General features: G+C 72.3%; 17 protein-coding genes. 11 read left to right on the plus strand and 6 right to left on the minus strand.

The annotated features are described in order from the left end of the window. The first annotated feature begins 10 nt into the window (after positions 1-10). Both ACZ7GJ_RS33970 and ACZ7GJ_RS33975 read left to right on the plus strand, forming a co-directional pair. Positions 11-1,942: a TerD family protein gene (locus ACZ7GJ_RS33970; protein ID WP_470757225.1), complete on the plus strand. Its 1,932-nt coding sequence runs from the start codon at positions 11-13 to the stop codon at positions 1,940-1,942. 248 nt (positions 1,943-2,190) lie between these two features. Then, positions 2,191-3,174 (plus strand): TerC family protein, encoded by a 984-nt coding sequence (locus ACZ7GJ_RS33975; protein ID WP_470757227.1) that lies wholly within the window; start codon positions 2,191-2,193, stop codon positions 3,172-3,174. 14 nt (positions 3,175-3,188) lie between these two features. Here ACZ7GJ_RS33975 and ACZ7GJ_RS33980 read toward each other — a convergent pair whose 3' ends face one another. The 3 genes from ACZ7GJ_RS33980 to ACZ7GJ_RS33990 form a co-directional block, all read right to left on the minus strand. Beyond that, entirely contained in the window at positions 3,189-4,499 is a 1,311-nt protein-coding gene (locus ACZ7GJ_RS33980; RefSeq protein ID WP_470757229.1) for an MFS transporter, read from the minus strand. Positions 4,500-4,673: 174 nt separating this feature from the next. Next, positions 4,674-5,330 (minus strand): MBL fold metallo-hydrolase, encoded by a 657-nt coding sequence (locus ACZ7GJ_RS33985; RefSeq protein ID WP_470757231.1) that lies wholly within the window; start codon positions 5,328-5,330, stop codon positions 4,674-4,676. Positions 5,331-5,339: 9 nt separating this feature from the next. Then, entirely contained in the window at positions 5,340-6,041 is a 702-nt protein-coding gene (locus tag ACZ7GJ_RS33990) for a maleylpyruvate isomerase family mycothiol-dependent enzyme (protein ID WP_470757233.1), read from the minus strand. A gap of 187 nt (positions 6,042-6,228) precedes the next feature. Between ACZ7GJ_RS33990 and uvrA the strand changes: the two genes are divergently transcribed. Further along, positions 6,229-9,195 (plus strand): excinuclease ABC subunit UvrA, encoded by a 2,967-nt coding sequence (uvrA, locus tag ACZ7GJ_RS33995; RefSeq protein ID WP_470757235.1) that lies wholly within the window; start codon positions 6,229-6,231, stop codon positions 9,193-9,195. A gap of 174 nt (positions 9,196-9,369) precedes the next feature. Here uvrA and ACZ7GJ_RS34000 read toward each other — a convergent pair whose 3' ends face one another. Then, positions 9,370-10,020, minus strand: coding sequence for an NAD(P)-dependent oxidoreductase (locus ACZ7GJ_RS34000; RefSeq protein WP_470757237.1), 651 nt, complete (start codon positions 10,018-10,020; stop codon positions 9,370-9,372). A gap of 116 nt (positions 10,021-10,136) precedes the next feature. Then, positions 10,137-11,024, minus strand: a complete 888-nt coding sequence (locus ACZ7GJ_RS34005) for a carbohydrate kinase family protein (RefSeq protein ID WP_470757239.1) — start codon at positions 11,022-11,024, stop codon at positions 10,137-10,139. A gap of 128 nt (positions 11,025-11,152) precedes the next feature. On the opposite strand from ACZ7GJ_RS34005, the gene ACZ7GJ_RS34010 reads away from it, so the two are divergent. Further along, positions 11,153-11,584, plus strand: a complete 432-nt coding sequence (locus tag ACZ7GJ_RS34010) for a Rieske (2Fe-2S) protein (protein WP_470757241.1) — start codon at positions 11,153-11,155, stop codon at positions 11,582-11,584. A gap of 49 nt (positions 11,585-11,633) precedes the next feature. Here the strand turns inward: ACZ7GJ_RS34010 and ACZ7GJ_RS34015 are convergent, their stop codons facing one another. After that, complete coding sequence (locus ACZ7GJ_RS34015) at positions 11,634-12,578, minus strand: hypothetical protein (RefSeq protein WP_470757243.1); 945 nt, start codon at positions 12,576-12,578, stop codon at positions 11,634-11,636. Between the two features lie 239 nt (positions 12,579-12,817). On the opposite strand from ACZ7GJ_RS34015, the gene ACZ7GJ_RS34020 reads away from it, so the two are divergent. From ACZ7GJ_RS34020 to ACZ7GJ_RS34050, 7 genes are all read left to right on the plus strand, one after another. Next, positions 12,818-13,408, plus strand: coding sequence for a papain-like cysteine protease family protein (locus tag ACZ7GJ_RS34020; protein ID WP_470757245.1), 591 nt, complete (start codon positions 12,818-12,820; stop codon positions 13,406-13,408). Between the two features lie 5 nt (positions 13,409-13,413). Next, positions 13,414-14,262, plus strand: a complete 849-nt coding sequence (locus ACZ7GJ_RS34025) for a hypothetical protein (RefSeq protein WP_470757310.1) — start codon at positions 13,414-13,416, stop codon at positions 14,260-14,262. A 139-nt stretch (positions 14,263-14,401) separates the two neighbouring features. After that, the gene (gene uvrC / locus ACZ7GJ_RS34030; protein ID WP_470757247.1) at positions 14,402-16,414 is read left to right on the plus strand and encodes an excinuclease ABC subunit UvrC; all 2,013 of its coding nucleotides are present in this window, start codon (positions 14,402-14,404) and stop codon (positions 16,412-16,414) included. Further along, the gene (gene rapZ, locus ACZ7GJ_RS34035) at positions 16,411-17,382 is read left to right on the plus strand and encodes an RNase adapter RapZ (RefSeq protein WP_470757249.1); all 972 of its coding nucleotides are present in this window, start codon (positions 16,411-16,413) and stop codon (positions 17,380-17,382) included. Before uvrC ends, rapZ begins: the two co-directional genes overlap by 4 nt. Further along, the gene (locus ACZ7GJ_RS34040; protein ID WP_470757251.1) at positions 17,379-18,449 is read left to right on the plus strand and encodes a gluconeogenesis factor YvcK family protein; all 1,071 of its coding nucleotides are present in this window, start codon (positions 17,379-17,381) and stop codon (positions 18,447-18,449) included. The genes rapZ and ACZ7GJ_RS34040 overlap by 4 nt, the downstream gene beginning before the upstream one ends. Continuing rightward, a complete protein-coding gene (whiA, locus tag ACZ7GJ_RS34045) occupies positions 18,440-19,435 on the plus strand; it encodes a DNA-binding protein WhiA (RefSeq protein ID WP_365920770.1) in 996 nt (331 codons plus the stop codon). Before ACZ7GJ_RS34040 ends, whiA begins: the two co-directional genes overlap by 10 nt. 134 nt (positions 19,436-19,569) lie before the next feature. Next, positions 19,570-22,527 (plus strand): M14 family metallopeptidase, encoded by a 2,958-nt coding sequence (locus tag ACZ7GJ_RS34050; protein WP_470757253.1) that lies wholly within the window; start codon positions 19,570-19,572, stop codon positions 22,525-22,527. The last annotated feature ends 66 nt before the right edge of the window (positions 22,528-22,593 follow it).

Raw genomic sequence — 22,593 nt, forward strand, 5'->3', positions numbered from 1 at the left:
AGACGAGGCGATGGCGGCCGAACTGGTCCGGGGGCAGAACCACGCCCTGTCCGAACACCGGGTGCGGATCACGGTCTCGGCGGGCACCCCGGTGCTCGCCCTGGCCTCGCTCGGGGACGAGCGGGGCGCCGTGACCGGCCCGCAGGACGTCGCGCACCCCGGTGCGCGCGGCCTTCCGGGTGTCGAGGCGCCCGAAGGGGCCGCCGCCCGGCACGGATTCGCCGTCGACCTCGACGCGGTGGCCGCCGGGGTGCACCGGGTCGCCGTCCTGCTCGCGCTGCCCGCGGGCGGCCCGGCCCGGTTCGGTGCCGTCGCGGCCTCGCACGTGGCCGTCGCGGGCCCGGACGGCGCCGAGCTGGCCGAGTACACCCTGACCGGGCTGGAGGCGGAGACCGCCGTGGTGGCCCTGGAGCTCTACCGCCGCCAGGGGGCCTGGAAGGTCCGCGCCGTCGGCCAGGGGTACGCCGACGGGCTCCCCGCCCTCTTCACCGACCAGGGGCTCAGCGCCCCCGCCGCCGCCGACCTGGCCGCGCGCGTGCACGCCTGCGTCGCGGCCCCGGTCGCGGCGGACCCCGTCCCCGTGGCGGCCGACTCCGACGCGGTCCCGGTGTCCGGAGTCCCGTACGCGGGCACGCCGGGCCCCGCGCCCACGCAGCCGCCGGCGTCCGCCGCTGCCGCTGCGGCTGCGGCCCCGGCCCCGGCCCCGGGTGACGCGACCATCAGCTACTCCCACCCGCGCCGCCGCCCCACCAGCACCGAGCCGCCCGAGCCCGCCCCGCAGGCGGCCCCGCCGCCGCAGCCCGGCCTGCCGCCGAGCCCCGTCGCGGGCGACGCCGCCGGCTGGTCCATGGAGGAGCGGCTCTACAACCAGGTCTGGGGCATGTTCGAGGACCTGGCGCGCGCGGTCGCCGCCTACCGCGGCGCCGTCGAGTTCGCCGACAACCGCATGGAGCGCGAGCTCGACGAGGCGCTGTCCGACCCCCGCCACCGCCTCGGCGGCTCCGGCAACGCCGCCCGTGACACCGCCCGGGCCCGCCGCGACGAGCTCGTCGGGCAGGCCCGGGCCGTCCTCGACCGGGACCTCGCCCAGCTCGTCGCCGAGTCCGAGGTGATCGAGCCCGCGCTGCCGGCCTCGTACGCCCGCTGGGACAACCCCGTCTGGCACGACGGCCGGTCGGCCGGGCTGCCCGAGGAGGCGCCGCTGGCGCTGCGCCTCGGCGATCTGTACCTGCCCGAGCGGCCCGACCTGCGCATTCCGATGCTGGTCCGGGTCCCGCTGGAGCGCGGCCTGTGGATCGACAACGGCCGCACCGGCTCCGAGGCGGCGATGGCCATGGACACCGACCGGCTGCGCCGGGCCGCCATGGACATGGCCGTCGCCCACGCCGCACGACTGCTCGCGGTCCACCCCGCCGACCGCATCTCCGTCCACGTCATAGACGCGGCCGGCGCCGGAGCGGCCGCGCTGGCGCCGCTGGTACGGGCCGGGGTGCTGGCCGCGCCGCCCGCCGCGGGCTCCGCCGGGGTCACCCAGACCCTGGCGCGGCTGACCCGGCGCGTGGACCTCGTACAGATGGCGGTGCGGGCCGGAGCCCCGGAGGACCTGCCGGCCGATGTGGACACCGCCGACCAGCTGCTGATCGTGCACGACTTCCCGCACGGCTTCGACGACCGGGCCGTCACCCAGTTGCGCTACCTGGCCGACGAGGGTCCGGCGGTGGGCGTGCACCTGCTGATGGTCGCCGACCGTGACGAGGCCTCGGCGTACGGGCCGCTGCTGGACCCGCTGTGGCGCTCGCTGATGCGGCTCTCCCCGGTCCCGGACAACCACCTCGCCGACCCGTGGGTCCACCACGCCTGGACCTTCGAGCCGGACCTGCCGCCGCAGGGCAGCCGGGTCCTCGACCAGGCCCTGGAGAGGGTGAAGACGACCCGGGGATGACCATCCACTGACCGTCCTTTGGGATTCCCTTTACCTTATGGGCCCGTTACGGGTACCCTTTGAGGGCGGAGGGGAGTATTCCTGCTTTCCTGCTACGGCGTGCCCGTCAATACGGACGACTTCGGTTCACAGAACGCAGTCGGTCCCGGGGCGCCGGCCCACGGCCTCCAGGCCGCCCGGGTGGAAGAGACCTCCGGCAGCGATGACGCTGACGAAGTGCTGAGCCATCCGCCGGAGGCGTGTTCACCATGGAAGTTTCCTGGACCCTGTGGGCGCTGACCATTCTTGGTCTGTCCCTGCTCATCGGCGCCGATTTCTTCATCGGCCGCAAACCGCACGACGTATCGATCAAGGAAGCGGGCACCTGGACGGTCGTCTGGATCGTCCTCGCCGGACTCTTCGGGCTCGGCCTGTGGTTCTTCGGCAACGGCCAGGCCTCCCAGGAGTTCTTCGCGGGATTCATCACCGAGAAGTCCCTGAGCGTGGACAACCTGTTCGTCTTCGTCCTGATCATGGCGAAGTTCGCGGTGCCCTCCCACCTCCAGCAGCGCGTACTGCTCGTGGGCGTCCTGATCGCCCTGGTGCTGCGCGCGATCTTCATCGCGGCGGGCGCCGCGATCATCGCCAGCTTCTCCTGGGTCTTCTACATCTTCGGCGCGTTCCTGATCTACACCGCCTGGAAGCTCATCCAGGAGGCGCGCAAGGACGAGGAGGATGAGGAGTTCGAGGAGAACCGCCTCCTCAAGTCCGTCGAGAAGAAGTTCGGCGTCGCCGACAAGTACCACGGCACCAAGCTCTTCATCGAGAACAACGGCAAGCGCGTCCTGACCCCGCTGATGGTCGTCATGCTCGCCATCGGCACCACCGACGTGCTGTTCGCCCTGGACTCGATCCCCGCGATCTTCGGCCTCACCCAGGACCCGTACATCGTCTTCACGGCCAACGCCTTCGCCCTCATGGGCCTGCGCCAGCTGTACTTCCTCATCGGCGGCCTGCTCAAGAAGCTGGTCCACCTCAGCTACGGCCTGTCGATCATCCTGGGCTTCATCGGGGTCAAGCTCGTGCTGCACGCCCTGCACGAGAGCGGGGTGCACGTCCCCGTCATCTCGATCCCCGTCTCCCTGGGCGTCATCTGCGGCGTCCTGGTGATCACCACGATCACCAGCCTGATGGCCTCGAAGAAGCAGGCGGCGGCCGAGGCCGCCGCCCGCACCGAGAGCATCGACGCCTGACCTGCGCCGCGGAGCTATGCGGGGGCGGCCGCTTCGGCCGCCCCCGTTCCCGTTCCCGCGCCCGCCCTGGCCCGTACGACCACCGGATTCGTCTCGGGCAGCAGGGCGAAACAGACCAGTGAGACGACGGCGATCCCGGTCAGGTACACGGCCACGCCCCACGGTGGGCCGGAGCCGTCCGCCAGCGCCGTCGCGACGATCGGGGTCAGCGCCCCGCCCAGCACGCCGCCCAGGTTGTAGCCCACGGCCGCGCCCGTGCAGCGGATGCGCGGCGCGTACAGCTCCGGCAGGTACGCGCCCACCACGGCGAACATCGTCACCATCCCGAACAGGGCGCCGACGAAGCCCAGCGTCATCAGGAGCGGATCCGCCGTGCGCAGCAGCGCCACGAACGGGAACATCGACAGCGCGCAGGCCGCGCAGCCGATCAGGCACAGGGGCCGGCGGCCGTAGCGGTCGCCGAGCAGCGCCACCAGCGGGGTCACCAGGCCCTTGAGCGCGACCGCCGCCATGATGCAGGCGAGCATCACCGTGCGGTGCACCCCGAGGTGCTCGGTGGCGTACGCGAGGGACCAGGTGGTCACGGCGTAGAAGACGGCGTACCCGACCGCGAGCGCGCCGCCGGTGAGCAGGAGCAGCCGCCAGTGTCCCCGTACGACCTCCGCCAGCGGGGCCTCGGCCCGGCGGCCGGTGTCGGCGAGCGCACGGAACTGCGGGGTCTCCTCCACGGTACGGCGCAGCCACAGCCCGGCCAGCGCCAGCAGCCCGGCGGCCCAGAACGGCACCCGCCAGCCCCAGGACCGGAACTGCCCGTCGCTGAGGCCGGCCGACAGGGCCAGCATCAGGCCGTTGGCCAGCAGGAACCCCACCGCCGGGCCCATCTGCGGGAAGCTCGACCACAGTCCGCGCCGCCGCTCGGGCGCGTGCTCGGCGGTCAGCAGCACCGCCCCGCCCCACTCGCCGCCGAGCCCGAGTCCTTGCAGGAAGCGCAGCAGGAGCAGCAGGATCGGCGCGGCCACGCCGATGGAGCCGTACGTCGGTACGCAGCCGACCGCGACGGTGGCGACGCCGGTGAGGAGCAGGGAGCCGAGGAGCACGGGGCGGCGGCCGTAGCGGTCGCCGATATGGCCGAAAACCGCCGAGCCCAGCGGGCGTGCGAGGAAGCCGATCCCGAAGGTGCCGAAGGCGGCGAGGGTCCCGGCGAGCGGGGAGAAGGACGGGAAGAACAGCGGCCCGAGCACCAGGGCCGCGGCCGTGCCGTAGACGAAGAAGTCGTAGAACTCGATCGCGGTGCCCGCGAGGGAGGCCGAGGCGAGCCGCAGCATCGAGGGGGGAGAGGTGGTAGTCGGGGAGGGGTCTTGAGCCATGGTGCAGCAATTACCCCGTCCCCGGCCCTCCGGGTGGGCGTTCGGTCATCATCGACCGAAAGGAGTGCGCGGGGACCGCGGCGTTGACCGTGTCCCCGCGTCCCCGCGTCCCCGTGCCTGCTGGTCCGCCCGCTACCAGCCGCGCTCGCGCCACTCGGCCAGGTGCGGCCGCTCGGCGCCGAGGGTGGTGTCGTTGCCGTGGCCCGGGTAGACCCAGGTCTCGTCGGGCAGCTGCTCGAAGAGCTTGTGCTGGACGTCGTCGATGAGGCTGGCGAAGGCCTTCGGGTCGCCCCAGGTGTTGCCGACGCCGCCCGGGAAGAGGCAGTCGCCGGTGAACACGTGCGGGTGCCCGTGCGGGTCGTCGTAGACGAGCGCGATCGACCCCGGGGTGTGGCCGACCAGGTGCCGCGCGGTCAGCTCCACGCGCCCGACGCGCACCGTGTCGCCGTCGGCGACGAGCACGTCGGTCGCCACCGGGATGCCCTCGGCGTCGTACGCGCCCGCGTAGGTGCGCGCGCCGGTCGCCGCGACGACCTCCTGGAGCGCGCCCCAGTGGTCGCCGTGCTGGTGGGTGGTGACGACGGACGCGATGCCGTCGTCGCCGATCAGGTTGAGCAGCGTGTCCGCCTCGGCGGCCGCGTCGATCAGCAGCTGCTCGCCGGTGGCCCGGCAGCGCAGCAGGTAGGCGTTGTTGTTCATCGCGCCCACCGCGACCTTGGAAATCATCAGGTCCGCGAGTTCGTGCACGTCGGCAGCACCGCCGACCTTGACCGCTCCGCTGTACGTCATGACTCGATCCTAGAGCGCAGGGAGGGCGGGGAGGGGGCCGCCTTCGACGGACAGGTGGGCGCCCTTGGTGCCGCGGCCGGCGAGCCAGCCGAGGAGCTCGTCGGCGGGGCCGGTGACGGTCACGGGGGCGCCGTCGGGGCCGCCGGTGTGCCAGGTGCGGACGCCGGTGTCGCCGGCGGGCGCCGTCAGGGTCACCGGGGGCACCTCGGGGCGGCCGGACCAGCGGTCGGCGAGGAAGACGATCTCGCGCTCGGTGAACTCGCCGGGGAGGTCGGCCAGCTCGTAGCCGACGTTCAGGTCGACGTGGTGCAGCTCGACCTCGACGAGCCGGCGGAACGGCACGTTGGAGGCGAGGTCGGTGATGCCGTTGCGCAGCTCGACCGTGCGGGACCAGTCCTGGGGAGGCTCGGTGGTGGCCATGAAGCGGTCCGCGGAATCACGGACGTCCGCCAGTTGTTCTTCCAGAGGCCGGCCGGCGTCGCGCTCGATGTCCGCGTCACGCGAGGCGGCGCTCTCGTACATCGGGCGCCCCTCGAAGACGTTGACGAGGGCATCGGCGTTGCGGGCGAGGTGCGCCAGCACGTGGCCGCGGGTCCACCCCGGCAGGTGTGATTCACCGGCCAGTGCGGCGTTGTCCAGTTTCGCGGCCGCGGTCAGCAGTCGCTCCGTGGCTTCACGTACAGATCGCAGGTCGTGCACATGATCACTCATGGTCCGAGCCTAGTGGTTCCCGAGTGGGCGGCCACACGATCGGGTGAAGCGGTCTGCGGAGTGCCGTAAATCGAATGTGCGTGCTATACGCTCGGAAGTCCAGACTCCAACTCCATCGCAGAGGCGCCCCCCATACCCTGGGACGGGGGCCCGTGCCCCCGCTCTCTCAAGAAAGGTGCGGACCGGCGTGACCGACCGTCTCATCGTTCGTGGCGCTCGCGAGCACAACCTCAAGAACGTCTCGCTAGACCTGCCCCGCGACTCCCTCATCGTCTTCACCGGACTCTCCGGGTCGGGCAAGTCCTCCCTGGCCTTCGACACGATCTTCGCCGAGGGCCAGCGCCGGTACGTCGAGTCGCTCTCCTCGTACGCCCGCCAGTTCCTCGGGCAGATGGACAAGCCCGACGTGGACTTCATCGAGGGCCTCTCCCCGGCCGTCTCGATCGACCAGAAGTCCACCTCGCGCAACCCGCGCTCCACCGTGGGCACCATCACCGAGGTCTACGACTACCTCCGCCTCCTCTTCGCGCGCATCGGCAAGCCGCACTGCCCCGAGTGCCGCCGCCCGATCTCGCGGCAGTCGCCGCAGGCGATCGTCGACAAGGTGCTCGCACTCCCCGAGGGCAGCCGCTTCCAGGTGCTCTCGCCGCTCGTGCGCGAGCGCAAGGGCGAGTTCGTGGACCTCTTCGCCGACCTGCAGACCAAGGGCTACAGCCGGGCGCGGGTGGACGGGGAGACCATCCAGCTCTCCGAGCCGCCCACCCTGAAGAAGCAGGAGAAGCACACCATCGAGGTGGTCATCGACCGCCTCACCGTCAAGGAAGGCGCCAAGCGACGGCTCACCGACTCGGTGGAGACCGCCCTCGGTCTGTCGGGCGGCATGGTGATCCTGGACTTCGTCGACCTCGCCGAGGACGACCCCGAGCGTGAGCGGATGTACTCCGAGCACCTCTACTGCCCGTACGACGACCTGTCCTTCGAGGAGCTGGAGCCGCGCTCCTTCTCCTTCAACTCGCCCTTCGGCGCCTGCCCCGAGTGCACCGGCATCGGTACGCGCATGGAGGTGGACCCGGAGCTGATCGTCCCGGACGAGGACAAGTCCCTGGACGAGGGCGCCGTCTCGCCGTGGTCGCTGGGCCACACCAAGGACTACTTCCAGCGCCTGGTCGGCGCCCTCGCCCAGGAGCTCGGCTTCCGGACGGACATCGCGTGGGCCGGGCTGCCGCTGCGGGCGAAGAAGGCCCTGCTGTACGGCCACAAGACGCAGATCGAGGTCCGCTACCGCAACCGGTACGGGCGGGAGCGCGCGTACACGACGGCCTTCGAGGGCGCCGTGCCGTTCGTCAAGCGCCGGCACTCGGAGTCCGAGAGCGACGCCAGCCGCGAGCGCTTCGAGGGCTACATGCGCGAGGTGCCCTGCCCGACCTGTGAGGGCACCAGGCTCAAGCCGATCGTGCTCGCCGTGACCGTGATGGAGAAGTCCATCGCCGAGGTCGCCGCGATGTCGATCAGCGAGTGCGCGGACTTCCTGGGGCAGATGCGCCTCGACGCCCGCGACAAGAAGATCGCCGAGCGGGTCCTGAAAGAGGTCAACGAGCGGCTCCGCTTCCTCGTCGACGTCGGCCTGGACTACCTCTCGCTCAACCGCGCCGCCGGCACCCTCTCGGGCGGCGAGGCGCAGCGCATCCGGCTGGCCACGCAGATCGGCTCCGGCCTCGTGGGCGTGCTGTACGTCCTGGACGAGCCCTCCATCGGCCTGCACCAGCGGGACAACCACCGGCTGATCGAGACGCTGGTGCGGCTGCGGGACATGGGCAACACCCTGATCGTGGTCGAGCACGACGAGGACACCATCAAGGTGGCCGACTGGGTCGTCGACATCGGCCCCGGCGCGGGTGAGCACGGCGGCAAGGTCGTGCACAGCGGTTCGCTGAGGGAGCTGCTGAAGAACCCCGAGTCGATGACGGGCCAGTACCTGTCGGGCAAGCGGTCCATCCCGCTGCCGGACGTGCGCCGTCCCGTGGACGGGGAGCGCAGGCTCACCGTCCACGGCGCCAAGGAGAACAACCTGCGGGACATCGACGTGTCCTTCCCGCTGGGCGTGCTCACCGCCGTCACGGGCGTGTCGGGGTCGGGCAAGTCCACGCTCGTCAACGACATCCTCTACACGCACCTGGCGCGCGAGCTGAACGGCGCCCGCTCGGTGCCGGGACGGCACACGCGGGTGGACGGGGACGACCTCGTCGACAAGGTCGTGCATGTCGACCAGTCGCCGATCGGCCGGACCCCGCGCTCGAACCCGGCGACGTACACCGGCGTCTTCGACCACGTGCGCAAGCTCTTCGCGGAGACCATGGAGGCGAAGGTGCGCGGCTACCTGCCGGGCCGCTTCTCCTTCAACGTGAAGGGCGGCCGGTGCGAGAACTGCTCCGGTGACGGCACGATCAAGATCGAGATGAACTTCCTGCCGGACGTCTACGTCCCGTGCGAGGTGTGCCACGGCGACCGGTACAACCGGGAGACGCTGGAGGTCCACTACAAGGGCAAGTCCATCGCGGAAGTCCTGAACATGCCGATCGAGGAGGCGCTGGACTTCTTCGAGGCCGTGCCGACGATCGCCCGTCATCTGCGTACCCTCAACGAGGTCGGCCTCGGGTACGTGCGGCTCGGGCAGTCGGCGCCCACCCTGTCGGGCGGTGAGGCGCAGCGCGTGAAGCTGGCCTCGGAGCTTCAGAAGCGCTCGACGGGACGGACGGTCTACGTTCTGGACGAGCCGACGACCGGCCTGCACTTCGAGGACATCTCCAAGCTGATCAAGGTGCTGTCCGGCCTGGTCGACAAGGGGAACACCGTGATCGTCATCGAGCACAACCTCGATGTCATCAAGACGGCGGACTGGGTCGTGGACATGGGCCCCGAAGGCGGTTACGGCGGCGGGCTCGTCGTCGCGGAGGGCACCCCCGAGCAGGTCGCCTCCGTCGGCGCGAGCCACACCGGCAAGTTCCTCCGGGACATCCTCGGGGCGGACCGCATCTCCGACGCGGGCGCGCCGCCGGTGCGGGCCGCGGCCAAGAAGGCCCCGGCCAAGAAGGCGGCGGCCGCGAAGAAGGCGGCTCCGGCCAAGAAGACGACGGCGCGGGCCCGCAAGGCGTAGCCGCTGCGCTGGGCTTGGGCGGTGGGGCTCGGCCTGTGGCCGGGCCCCGCTTGCGTGTGCGGCGCCGTTGCGGGCTCCGCCCCGGACCCGCGCCTCACATCGCCGACGGGGCTGGACGTGGTCTGGCGGCGCCCGATTCGGCGCGGCTGGGCCGGGTTCGGCCGGATGGTGGCCTCAGGATGCGATGCCCACCGCCTGGCGGGTCGTCGCCGGGTCCGTCAGGGTGACGAGGAGCGCGTCCGCGACGTCCGCGCGGGAGATGGTGCGGGCGTCCGGCACGTTCGCGCCGATCACCCGGCGGTAGTTGCCGGTGCGCGGCTTGTTCAGCAGGCGCGGCGGGCGGATCACCGTCCAGCGGGCGCGGCTCGCGCCTATCGCCGTCTCCATGACCGCCAGGTCCGCGTACAGGTCGCTCAGGAACCACCGCAGGACGGGCAGGAGCACCTTGCGGGCGATCACGCCGTCGCTGGGGACGTCCGGGCCGACGGGGGCCGCGCTGACCACCGCCAGGCGGCTCACGCCCGCCCGGTCCATGGCCGCCAGGATGGCCCGTACCGCGGGACCTGTGACCGGGCTGCGCTTGGCCTGCTTGTTGGTGCCCGCGCCCAGCGCCGAGATCACGGCCTCGCGGCCCGCCAGGACCGGGACCAGGGCCTCGGCGTCCGTGAGGTCGGGCACCACGGCCACGTCCAGCCGGTCGTGCGCCGGCACACCCAGCCGCGCGGGGTCGCGGACCACGGCCGTCACGTCGTGGCCCGCCGCCAGCGCCTGCCGGACGACCTCGCGGCCGACGCCGCCCGTGGCTCCGAACACCGTGATCTTCATCCCTGAGCTCCCGGACCAGAGGGGTGGGTGAGCCGTTGCTCGCCCCCGATTTCCCTCAGGGTGCCACCGCGGGCGCGGGCGGACGCTCGCGGCCCGGTGGAACGCGGGTCGAAGCGTCAGAGCTCCGCCGCGTACGGCGGCTCCGCGCCCGCCCGCGTGCACGTCAGCGCGGCCGCGTGGGCGGCGTAGGCCAGTACATCGGGCCAGTCCGCGGAGTGCGCCGGGGCCACCCGCCCGGCCGGGGTCGAAAGCCGGTGCAGCAGCGCCGCGTTCACCGTGTCGCCCGCGCCGATCGTGTCGGCCACCGGCACCCGGCGCGCCGCCACGGAGTGCTCCGCGCCGCCGCTCGTCCACACCGTCAGGCCCGCCGCACCCCGGGTGAGCACCACAGCCGAGGGGCCCGCCGCCAGCCAGTCGCCGACCCGGCCGCCCAGCCACGCCGCATCCTGCTCCGACAGCTTGAGCACGGACACGTACGGCAGCCACTCCAGGAAGCGGGACCGGTACGCCGCGGGGTCCGCGATCAGCGCGGGCCGGATGTTGGGGTCGAGCAGGGTCAGCAGCCCGCGCCCGGACTCCCGGCGCAGCAGGGCCTCGTACGCGCTCGCCCCGGGCTCCAGGACGAGCGAACAGGTGCCGAGCGCCAGGGCGCGTGCACCGGCGGGCAGCGCGGGCGGCAGCTCGAAGAGCCGGTCCGCCGTGCCCTCGACGTAGAAGCCGTAGGCGGCCGAGCCGTCCGGGGCGAGCGAGGGCACGGCGAGGGTGGTGGGCTCCGGGCCGCGCTGCACCAGCGACAGGTCGACCCCGGCCGCGCGCAGCCCGGACAGCAGGCTCTCGCCGAAGCCGTCCGCCGAGACCCGGGAGCAGAAGGCGACCTCCGCCCCGAGCCTGCCGAGAGCGAGCGCGGTGTTGTACGGTCCGCCGCCCGGCCGTGGCAGCAGCGCGCCCGGCGGCTGCGCCACGGGCACCAGGTCGATCAGGGCTTCTCCGCCGACGACGATCACGCGGGGGAAGGTATCCCATCGGGCGCCGGTATCGTCGGGTGGGCCGAACACCGTGCCGAAACACCACGTCCGGCGCGCCGAACTGCCGAACTGCCGAAGTACCGAACTGCCGAAAGCCGAGGAGCCCCATGTCCGCGTCGCCGTCTGCCGCCCGCCGTACCGTCCTCAAGGGCGCCGCCGCGCTCGCCGGGGCCGCCGGGGCCGGACTGACCCTCGCGGCCTGCTCCACCGAGACCAACAGCGGCGCCGGCTCCCCGGCGGTCCCCGCCGAGCCCGTCGAGCTCGGCGCGGCGACCGAGGTCCCGGTCGGCGGTGCCAAGCTGTTCCGGGAGCGCAAGCTCGTCGTCAGCTGCAAGGAAGCCGGCCAGTACAAGGCCTTCAGCGCCCAGTGCACGCACGCGGGCTGCGTCCTGGACAAGATCGTCGAGGGGGAGGGCAACTGCCCCTGCCACGGCAGCCGCTTCGACGTGACGACGGGCCAGGTCCTGCGCGGCCCGGCCACCGACCCGCTGCCCGAGGTCCCGGTCAAGGTCGAGGGCGGCAAGCTCGTCGCCGGCTAGTGCCCCGTACGGTCGACGCGCCAGGACCGCAGGGGGCCCGGGGGGGGGCTCACTCCCAGTCCCAGGCGATCCCGAGGATCCCGCGCCCCACGCACGGCTCGACCAGGTGGACCGTCCGGTGCCGCCCGCTCGGGGTCAGGTCCGAGACCTGCCCGCGCGGCGCGCCCGGCCCGGTCCGGCTGAAGCGGTGGCACCGCACCGGCAGCGCCGCCTCGTCGAAGCGGACCTGGAGCACGTACTGCCCGCCGGTGTAGCTGAAGCCGCGCACGTACTCGGCGCTGCGGCCGCCGGTGCCGTCCTCGAAGCCGTAGCCGAAGACGTACGTGTCGCCCGCGCGCAGCCTGGCGTCGAAGAGGAGCTCGGCGACGAGCACCTCGGCCTCGCGGTGCCAGCGCACGCGTCCGGGCCGGCAGTTCTCGTCGGCCCGCACCCGTACCCGCGCCGGGTCGGAGCCGGGGTCGCCGTGGTGGACGGCCAGGTACCGGTCGACCCCGTCGCGGTGGGCCCGTACGACGTGCTGCGACTCGTGGCCCAGGAGTTCCCCGGCGGGCCCGACCCGTACCCGCTCGTGGTGGCCGACGGTGTGCAGGCCGCCGTCGGCGGGCAGTTCCATGCCGGCCAGGAGCTCCTCCACGGCCGCGCCCACGCTGATCAGCGCCCGGTACGAGCGGGCCGGCGGCCGGACCGCCTCGGGCCCGGCGGCGGCGTCCCGCGGCTCGGCGAGCAGCCGCCGCAGGGTGCCGTCGGGCAGTTCCAGGATCTGCTCCAGCGCCTGTACGGCCTTCAGGGACTCGGCGCGGCGGGGTCTTCGGGCGCCCTGCTGCCAGTAACTGAGGCTCGTCACGCCGACCTTGATGCCGCGGGCCGCGAGTCGGTGCTGCACCCGGTGCAGGGGCAGTCCGCGCGCCGTGAGCGCGGCGCGGAGCGCGAGGTGGAAGGGCCCGGCGCGCAGGAGGTGGGCCAGCTCGGGCGTGGGGTTCCCGGTCGGGCGCATGACGGCTCCTCTTGTGAACGTTCACGCACGATGGTGCGGGAGGCCGCGGCGGTGACGCCCGTGGCCGGGTGGTTCCAGGTGAATGGACGGCAGACGTTCACACCGCAGTCCCACCGTTCACACCGCAATGTCACGGCGTATTGAAGCCTGTTGACCTGCTCGCGACAACACCACGATGCTCCTCCACAGCGTCCGGACGCGGTCCTCCACCCCCCACTCCCCACATCGGGAGGAACGCGATGCGCAACAGAAACGGGCGGCTCACCCTGGCCGCCTTCCTCACCACCCTGCTCCTCGCCCTGTCCGCCGGCACCGCCACCGCCGCCGATGCCGGATCGGACACGGCCCTCGCGACCAAGCGCCTGAACATCACGATGCAGGCGCAGCAGAAGACCAACTGGTGCTGGGCCGCGGGCGGCAACACCATCGCCACCTGGTTCGGCCGCAACTACACCCAGAACCAGTTCTGCAACGCCGCCTTCAACCGCCAGCAGGGGTACGACTGCCCCAACAACCAGGCCACCCTCGGCAACGTCCAGAACGCCCTGGACTGGGCCGGCATCAACTCCGGTTCGTACGTGACCGGCTGGCTGCGCTACCCCACGGTGCAGACCGAGATCAACGCCAACCGCCCGATCGAGACCCGCATCCAGTGGTCCAACGGCGGCGGCCACATGCACGTCATCTACGGCTACGACACCGCCAACAGCTGGGTCTACTGGGGCGACCCGTGGCCCTCCAGCGACCGCTACAACTGGGCCTCGCACGCCTGGTACGTGGACAACAGCACCTTCTCCTGGACCCACTCGCTCTACCGGATCGGGGCGTGACCGCCATGGCCCACGCACCTCGTACGCCGCGCGCCGCAGCCCTGCTCCTGGCCGCCACCGCGGTTCTCGCGCTCGCCCCGCAGGCCTTCGCCGCGCCCGTGCCGCAGCCGCAGTCCGCCACCGCCGAGACCCGGGCGGCGGCCGCGCGGGCGGCCACCGCCCCCGACACCCTGGCCACGCTGTCCCGCTTCTTCGCCCGCGAGGGCAAGGTCGGCGTGGCCGCCGCGCAGCCCCGTATCGAGGGCGAGGCGATCCCGGTCAGCCACCTCTCCCCGGACTTCGTCGCGGGCAAGCCCGGCGCGAGCGTCGCCCGCCTGGAGTTCCTCGCCAGCAAGGCGGTCTCCTCCGACGGCCAGCAGGCCGCCCTGTGGACCGCCAGGACCGAGGCGGGCTGGCAGGTCGTGAACATAGCCACCGGCGACGACGAGTTCCGCTACGCACAGCTGGGCGCCGCCGGACTCCCGGGCGGCACCGTGTTCCGGGAGCCGCAGATCGACGCCTGGTACGTCGCCGACGGCAGCCGGGTGCTGCCGCTGGACGAGGACGCCGTACGGGCCGTGGGCGAGCGGGGCACGACCCTGAGCGCCTACCAGGCCCGGGTCGCCAAGGCCTACGGCGACAAGCTGCCCGGCTCCGCCTACGCCAAGGGCGGCAAGGCCGGCGGCTACGCCGATCCGGGGACCGGTGCGGAAGGCGCGGCCCTGGCGGCCGAGGCCGGGGCCGGGGCCGGGAGCGGAGCCGGTGACGGCGGGACCCTGCCCGTGCCGGCCGGAGCCGCGGCCGGCGCCCTCGCCCTCGGGGCGCTGGGCACGCTCGCGGTGCGCAGGTCGCGCCGGGCCCGGTCGGGGGTCTGAGCCCCGGGCTCCACTCCACGGGCGGGCGCCGGCGACCCCGGCGCCCGCCCACGGGAGTGCGTCCCGCCGGGGACGCACTCCCGCCGCCGCGAGGCGGGGAACGGTCCGGTTGTCGCACCTCGCCAGTAGGGTGGTTGGCATGGCCGACCCTTCCAGCTACCGCCCAAAGCCTGGACAGATCCCCGACTCTCCGGGGGTCTACAAATTCCGCGACGAGCACCGCCGGGTGATCTACGTCGGGAAGGCCAAGAGCCTGCGCCAACGCCTGGCCAGCTACTTCCAGGACGTCGCCGGGCTGCACCCGCGTACCGCCACGATGGTGACCACGGCCGCGGCCGTCGAGTGGACGGTCGTCTCCACCGAGGTCGAGGCGCTCCAGCTGGAGTACTCCTGGATCAAGGAGTTCGACCCCCGGTTCAATGTCAAGTACCGCGACGACAAGAGCTACCCCTCCCTCGCCGTCACCATGAACGAGCAGTACCCCCGCGTCCAGGTCATGCGCGGCCCCAAGAAGAAGGGCGTGCGCTACTTCGGCCCCTACGGACACGCCTGGGCCATCCGCGAGACCGTCGACCTGATGCTGCGCGTCTTCCCCGTGCGCACCTGCTCCGCCGGGGTGTTCAAGCGCTCCGCCCAGATCGGCCGCCCCTGCCTGCTCGGCTACATCGGCAAGTGCTCCGCGCCCTGCGTCGGCCGGGTCACCCCCGAGGAGCACCGCGAACTGGCCGAGGACTTCTGCGACTTCATGGCCGGGCGCACCGGCACCTACCTCTCCCGCCTCGAAGCGCAGATGCGCGAGGCCGCCGAGGACATGGAGTACGAGAAGGCCGCCCGGCTGCGCGACGACATAGGGGCCCTGCGCCGGGCCATGGAGAAGAACGCCGTCGTCCTCGCCGACGCCACCGACGCCGACCTGATCGCGGTCGCCGAGGACGAGCTCGAAGCCGCCGTGCAGATCTTCCACGTACGCGGCGGCCGGGTCCGCGGCCAGCGCGGCTGGGTCACCGACAAGGTCGAGGCCGTCGACACCGCCGGGCTCGTCGAGCACGCCCTCCAGCAGCTGTACGGCGAGGAGAAGGGCGAGGCCGTCCCCAAGGAGGTGCTGGTCCCGGCGCTCCCGGAGGACACCCCGGCCCTCACCGAGTGGCTGGCCGAGCGCCGCGGCTCCCAGGTCAGCCTGCGCATCCCGCAGCGCGGGGACAAGAAGGCCCTGATGGAGACCGTCCACCGCAACGCCCAGCAGTCCCTCGCCCTGCACAAGACCAAGCGGGCCAGCGACCTCACCACCCGCTCCCGGGCGCTGGAGGAGATCGCCGAGGCCCTGGAGCTGGACAGCGCCCCGCTGCGCATCGAGTGCTTCGACATCTCCCACCTCCAGGGCGACGACGTGGTGGCCTCCATGGTCGTCTTCGAGGACGGCCTCGCCCGCAAGGGCGAGTACCGGCGCTTCCAGATCAAGTCGTTCGAGGGGCAGGACGACGTCCGCTCCATGCACGAGGTGATCTCCCGGCGCTTCCGCCGCTACCTCCAGGAGAAGCTGAAGACGGGGGAGTGGCCCGAGGACGGCGCCGACGGCGAGGCCCCGGAGGAGGACGACGGCCGCCCCAGGCGCTTCGCGTACCCGCCCCAGCTCGTCGTGGTCGACGGCGGGCAGCCGCAGGTCGCCGCCGCCAAGCGGGCCCTGGAGGAGCTCGGCGTGGACGACGTGGCCGTGTGCGGCCTGGCCAAGCGGCTGGAGGAGGTCTGGCTGCCCGGCGAGGACGACCCCGTCGTGCTGCCCCGCACCAGCGAGGGCCTCTACCTGCTCCAGCGGGTGCGTGACGAAGCCCACCGGTTCGCGATCCAGTACCAGCGCAACAAGCGCGGCAAGCGCTTGAAATCGGGCCCGCTGGACGATGTGCCCGGCCTCGGCGAGAGCCGCAAGCTGGCCCTGGTCAAGCACTTCGGTTCGGTGAAAAAGCTGAGACAGGCGACAATCGACCAGATCTGCGAGGTCCCGGGCATAGGCCGCAAGACGGCCGAGACCGTGGCCGCGGCCCTCGCCCAGGCGGTTCCCGCTGGTCCTGCCGTCAACACGGCGACAGGGGAGATCATTGAGGATGAGATCCCCGCGTCGGCGGGGGCATCGTCCGAACGGGGGACCGAGCAATGACCCAGCACGAGTCCGAGCACGTGACCGCGCACGAGACCGAGCACGACCGAGACGGAGCACAGGTGAGTACGGGCCTGACAGTGGAGCCCGGAGATACCGCCGAGGCGGCCATCCCCGAGCTGGTGATCATCTCCGGAATGTCCGGGGCCGGCCGCAGCACCGCGGCCAAGTGCCTGGAGGACCTCGGCTGGTTCGTCGTCGACAACCTCCCGCCGGCGCTGATCCCCACCATGGTGGAGCTCGGGGCCCGCTCGCAGGGCAATGTGGCGCGCATCGCCGTCGTCGTCGACGTCCGCGGCCGCCAGTTCTTCGACGCCCTGCGCGAGTCCCTCTCCGACCTGGAGGCCCGCGGCGTCACCCGGCGCATCGTCTTCCTGGAGTCCTCCGACGACGCGCTCGTCCGCCGCTTCGAGTCGGTCCGCCGCCCGCACCCCCTCCAGGGCGACGGCCGCATCGTGGACGGCATCGCCGCCGAGCGCGACCTGCTGCGCGAGCTGCGCGGGGACGCCGACCTGGTCATCGACACCTCCAGCCTCAACGTGCACGAGCTGCGCGCCAAGATGGACGCCCAGTTCGCGGGCGACGAGGAGCCCGAGCTGCGGGCCACCGTCATGTCCTTCGGCTACAAGTACGGCCTCCCCGTCGACGCCGACCTCGTCGTCGACTGCCGCTTCATCCCCAACCCGCACTGGGTCCCGGAGCTGCGCCCCTTCACCGGGCTCAACGAGGAGGTGTCGGGCTACGTCTTCAGCCAGCCCGGCGCCAAGGAGTTCCTCGACCGCTACACCGAGCTGCTCCAGCTCATCGCCACCGGCTACCGCCGCGAGGGCAAGCGGTACGTGACCATCGCCGTCGGCTGCACGGGCGGCAAGCACCGCAGCGTGGCCATGTCCGAGAAGCTCGCCGCCCGCCTCGCCTCCGAAGGAGTCGAGACCGTCGTCGTCCACAGGGACATGGGGCGCGAGTGACCGGTCGCACCCTGAGGCTGCGCCGCCTGCGCCGGCTCACCTCCGGCAGGGCCGAGGACGGCGTGGGCCGCACCGGCCTGCGCCGCGGCGCGGCCCCCAAGGTGGTCGCACCCAAGGTCGTGGCGCTGGGCGGCGGCATGGGGCTCTCGGCCTCCCTCGCCGCCCTGCGCCGGATCACCGGTGACCTCACCGCGGTGGTCACCGTCGCCGACGACGGCGGCTCCAGCGGACGCCTGCGCGAGGAGCTCGGCGTACTGCCGCCCGGCGACCTGCGCAAGGCGCTGGCCGCGCTGTGCGGGGACGACGACTGGGGCCAGACCTGGGCCCGGGTCATCCAGCACCGTTTCCAGTCCGAGGGCGATCTGCACGGGCACGCGGTCGGAAACCTGCTGATCGTCGCGCTGTGGGAACAGCTCGGAGACCCCGTCCAGGCCCTCGACCTGGTCGGGAAGCTGCTCGGCGCCCAGGGCCGCGTACTGCCGATGTCGGCGGTGCCGCTGGAGCTCCAGGCCCTGGTCAGGGGCCACGACCCGGCCCGCCCCGGGGACGTGGACACCGTCCGGGGGCAGGCCACCGTCGCCACCACCCCCGGCGAGGTGCTCTCCGTACAGGTGGTGCCCGGCGACCCGCCGGCCGTGCCGGAGGCCGTCGCGGCGGTGCTGGACGCCGACTGGGTGGTGCTCGGTCCCGGGTCCTGGTTCTCCTCGGTGATCCCCCACCTGCTGGTGCCGCAACTGCTCGACGCGCTGGTCGAGACCAAGGCCCGGCGGGTCCTCTCGCTGAACCTCGCTCCGCAACCCGGCGAAACAGAGGGCTTCTCTCCGCAGCGTCATTTGGAGGTTTTGGCCCGACACGCCCCTAAACTCGCCCTGGACGTGGTGCTGGCCGACGAGGCCGCCGTGCCCGACCGCGAGTCCCTCGCCGATGCCGCAAAACGGTTCGGTGCCGCGGTCGAGCTGGCGCCCGTGGCCAGGGAAGACGGCTCTCCGAAGCATGATCCGGAGCTGCTCGCCGCCGCGTACGACCGTATTTTTCGGATGCATGGAAGGATCGGCCCATGGCGATGACGCCCGCGGTGAAGGATGAGATCGCCCGCCTGCCCGTCACCCGCACCTGCTGCAGGAAGGCGGAGGTCTCGGCGATTCTTCGGTTCGCGGGCGGGTTGCACCTGGTGAGCGGACGGATCGTCATCGAGGCGGAGCTGGACGCGGGCATCGCGGCCCGCCGGCTGCGCAAGGACATCCTGGAGATCTTCGGGCACTCCTCGGACCTGGTGATCATGGCTCCCGGCGGACTGCGCCGCGGCAACCGCTACGTCGTCCGGGTCGTCGCCGGCGGCGACCAGCTGGCCCGCCAGACCGGCCTCGTGGACGGCCGCGGCCGCCCCATCCGGGGACTTCCCCCGCAGGTGGTCTCCGGGGCCACCTGCGACGCCGAGGCGGCCTGGCGCGGGGCCTTCCTCGCCCACGGCTCGCTCACCGAGCCCGGCCGCTCCTCCTCCCTGGAGGTCACCTGCCCCGGCCCGGAGGCCGCCCTGGCGCTGGTCGGCGCCGCCCGCCGGCTCTCCATCGCCGCCAAGGCCCGCGAGGTCCGCGGCGTGGACCGGGTCGTCGTACGGGACGGCGACGCGATCGGCGCCCTGCTGACCCGGCTCGGCGCCCACGACTCGGTGCTGGCCTGGGAGGAACGGCGGATGCGGCGCGAGGTCCGCGCCACCGCCAACCGCCTCGCCAACTTCGACGACGCCAACCTGCGCCGCTCGGCGCGCGCCGCGGTGGCCGCCGGAGCCCGGGTCCAGCGCGCGCTGGAGATCCTCGGCGAAGAGGTCCCCGAGCACCTCGCCGCGGCCGGCCGGCTGCGCATGGAGCACAAGCAGGCCTCCCTGGAGGAGCTGGGCGCGCTCGCCGACCCGCCGCTGACCAAGGACGCGGTCGCGGGCCGGATCCGCCGCCTGCTGGCGATGGCCGACAAGAGGGCCCAGGACCTCGGCATCCCGGGCACCGAGTCGAACCTCGACCTCAGCGAGGAGATGGCCGACAACATGGCCGGCTAGCCCCCGTACACCGGAAGGGGTCCGCGCGATCACTCGTGCGGGCTCCTTCTCGGCACGCCCCATTGACATGAGCATGGGCTGATCGTGAGCCTGTCGTCCGAAGCTTTCGTGGCAGACGACGCCCAGGGGGGCACATGAGGCACCGCGCGAGATCGATCCTCGCCGCAAGCGCACTCGTCTTCGGAACCACACTCGCCGCACTGCCCGCGGCGGCCCAGGCCCAGTCCACGGCGCCCGACCGGGCCGCCGCCGACGAGGTGCGGGTCTACGACGCCGACATCACCAAGGAACAGGTACCGCTCGTCCTCGCGGCCGGGCAGGACGCCCACGAGCTCTCCGAACGCGCCCCCGACACCGGGACCGCCAAGGTCGAGCTCTTCCTCACCGGCGACCAGGCCGCGGAGCTGGCGGCGCAGGGCATCAAGCTCGCCGAGCGCAAGGTTCCGGCCAAAGCCGCGGCCCGCTCCCAGGCCGCCGGCGACGGGGTCTTCCGCCCGTACAGCGGCAAGGGCGGCCTCCAGGAGGAGATCCTCCGGACCGCCCAGGAGAACCCCGGCCTCACCAAAGTCGTCTCCATCGGCAAGACCGTCCAGGGCAAGGACATCCTCGCCCTCAAGGTCACCAAGAACGCCAAGAAGGGCAAGGACGGCGACAAGCCCTCCGTCCTCTACATGTCCAACCAGCACGCCCGGGAGTGGATCACCCCCGAGATGACCCGGCGGCTGATGCACCACACCCTGGACAACTACGGCAAGGACCAGCGGATCACCAAGCTGGTGGACTCCACCGAGCTGTGGTTCCTGCTCTCCGCCAACCCCGACGGCTACGACTACACGCACGCCCCCGACGGCCAGCGGCTGTGGCGCAAGAACCTGCGCGACAACAACGCCGACGGCAGGATCACCGCCGGCGACGGGGTCGACCTCAACCGCAACTTCGCCTTCAAGTGGGGCTACGACAACGAGGGTTCATCCCCGAACCAGTCGAGCGAGACCTACCGCGGCACCAAGGCCTCCTCCGAGCCCGAGACCGAGGCCCTCGACCGGTTCGAGAAGCGCATCGGCTTCGACTACGCCATCAACTACCACTCCGCCGCCGAGCTGCTGCTCTACGGCGTGGGCTGGCAGGTGGCCACCCCCACCCCGGACGACGTGGCCTACAAGACGCTGGCGGGCACCCCGGAGAACCCGGGCGTCCCCGGCTACTACCCGCAGGTCTCCTCCGAGCTGTACACGACCAACGGCGAGGCCGACGGACACGCGTCCAACGCCAACGGCATCATGATGTTCACCCCGGAGATGACCACCTGCCAGACGGCCTCCGAGATCGACCCGAACGACCGGTGGAAGCCCGAGGACTGCGCCTCCGGCTTCAACTTCCCGGACGACGAGAAGCTCATCCAGGCGGAGTTCGCCAAGAACGTCCCCTTCGCCCTCGCGGTCGGCGAGAGCGCCGCGCACCCGGACCGGCCCGCGTCCCCCGTGGGCCTGAGCGCCCCGGACTTCACCCTGGACCCCTTCACCACCTCCTACGCGGCCCGCGGCGATGACCAGACGGTCTCCGTCACCGCCCGCAAGGCGCTCCAGGACAAGGAGCTCAACTTCCGGATCAACGGCGGCCGGACGCACGACGAGGACCTCAAGGCCTGGAAGGGCGGCGAGGTCTACGGCGGCGAGGACAACAACTGGTTCGACGAGTACCGGGCCCGGGTGGACGGCGCGAAGCCCGGCGACAAGGTCGAGGTCTGGTTCACCGGCCGCGACCGCGGCAAGCAGGTCTCCAGCGAGCACTTCACCTACACGGTGGCCGAACGCCCGCGCGCGGACGTACTGGTGATCGCCGAGGAGGGCGCCACGGCCCAGCACGCCCAGACCTACGTCGACGCACTGCGCGCCAACGGCAGGTCCGCGGCCGTCTGGGACGTCGCCGCCCAGGGAGCGCCGCACCACCTGGGCGTGCTCTCCCACTTCGGTACGGCCGTCCACTACACCGGCGCCAAGACCCCCGGCGGCGAGACCCAGCTCGCCGTACGCGACTTCCTGAACGAGGGCGGCAAGCTGATCGAGGCCGGTGAACTGGCGGGCGGCAACGCCCAGGTCGGCCGCGCCGTCACCAACGACTTCAGCCAGTACTGGCTCGGCGCCTTCGGCCGGGCGAGCGTCAGCGGTCCCACCGGGTTCACGGGCGCCGGCTCCCTCGCCGGGGCCAAGGGCGGCCTCGGGGACGCGGCGGGCAACCCGCTCAACGCCCCCGGGTCCTACACGGTGACGTCCGAGACCCTGGCCCCCGCGCAGTTCCCGCAGTTCAAGAGTGCGCAGGCAGGCCAGTACGCCGGGGTCGTGAACCCGTACGCGCCCTTCGCCGGCACCGGGATGGCCGCGGCCACCCACGTCGACGACGACTGGAAGCGCCTGACCCGCACCATCGACCTGACCGGGGTCACCGCGGCCGACAAGCCGCAGCTCAAGACGGCCCTGAACTGGAACACCGAAGAGGGCTACGACCACGCGGTGCTGGAGGTCCGCACGGCCGGCGGGGACGACTGGACCACGCTGCCCGACGCGGGCGGCCTGAGCACCACGACCGTTCCCGAGGAGTGCGGGGCCGGGTTCTTCGTCAACGGCCACCCGTTCCTGCGCCGCTACCTCACCCTCGACTCCGGCGGCTGCACCGCGCAGGGCACGAGCGGGACCTGGAACAGCTTCACCGGGTCCTCCGGGGGCTGGAAGCAGGTCTCCTTCGACCTGAGTGCGTACGCGGGCAAGAGCGTCGAGGTCTCGCTCTCCTACATCACCGACCCCGGGTCGGGCGGTCGCGGTGTCTTCGCGGACGAGGCACGCCTGAGCGTGGGCGGAGCCGACGGGGCCGTCGAGGGCTTCGAGACGTCCCTCGGGGTCTGGACCGCCCAGGGCGCACCTGCCGGAAGTCCTGATGTTCCGGGCGATTGGTCCCGGTCCGGGGAGCTCTTCAAGTCCTACGCGTCGGTCACTACGCGTGACACGGTCCTCCTCGGTTTCGGCCTGGAGCACCTCCCGGCAGCGGCCGACCGCACCCTACTCGTCGGTAAGGCGCTTCGCTCGCTGAACCGCTGACCAGCCGCCCCACCCGCCGCTCACCCTGAGTGACGGGGACGAAAGTCCCCGAGGTCCCGTGCCGGC

The organism is Streptomyces sp. NPDC037242 (assembly GCF_055604165.1).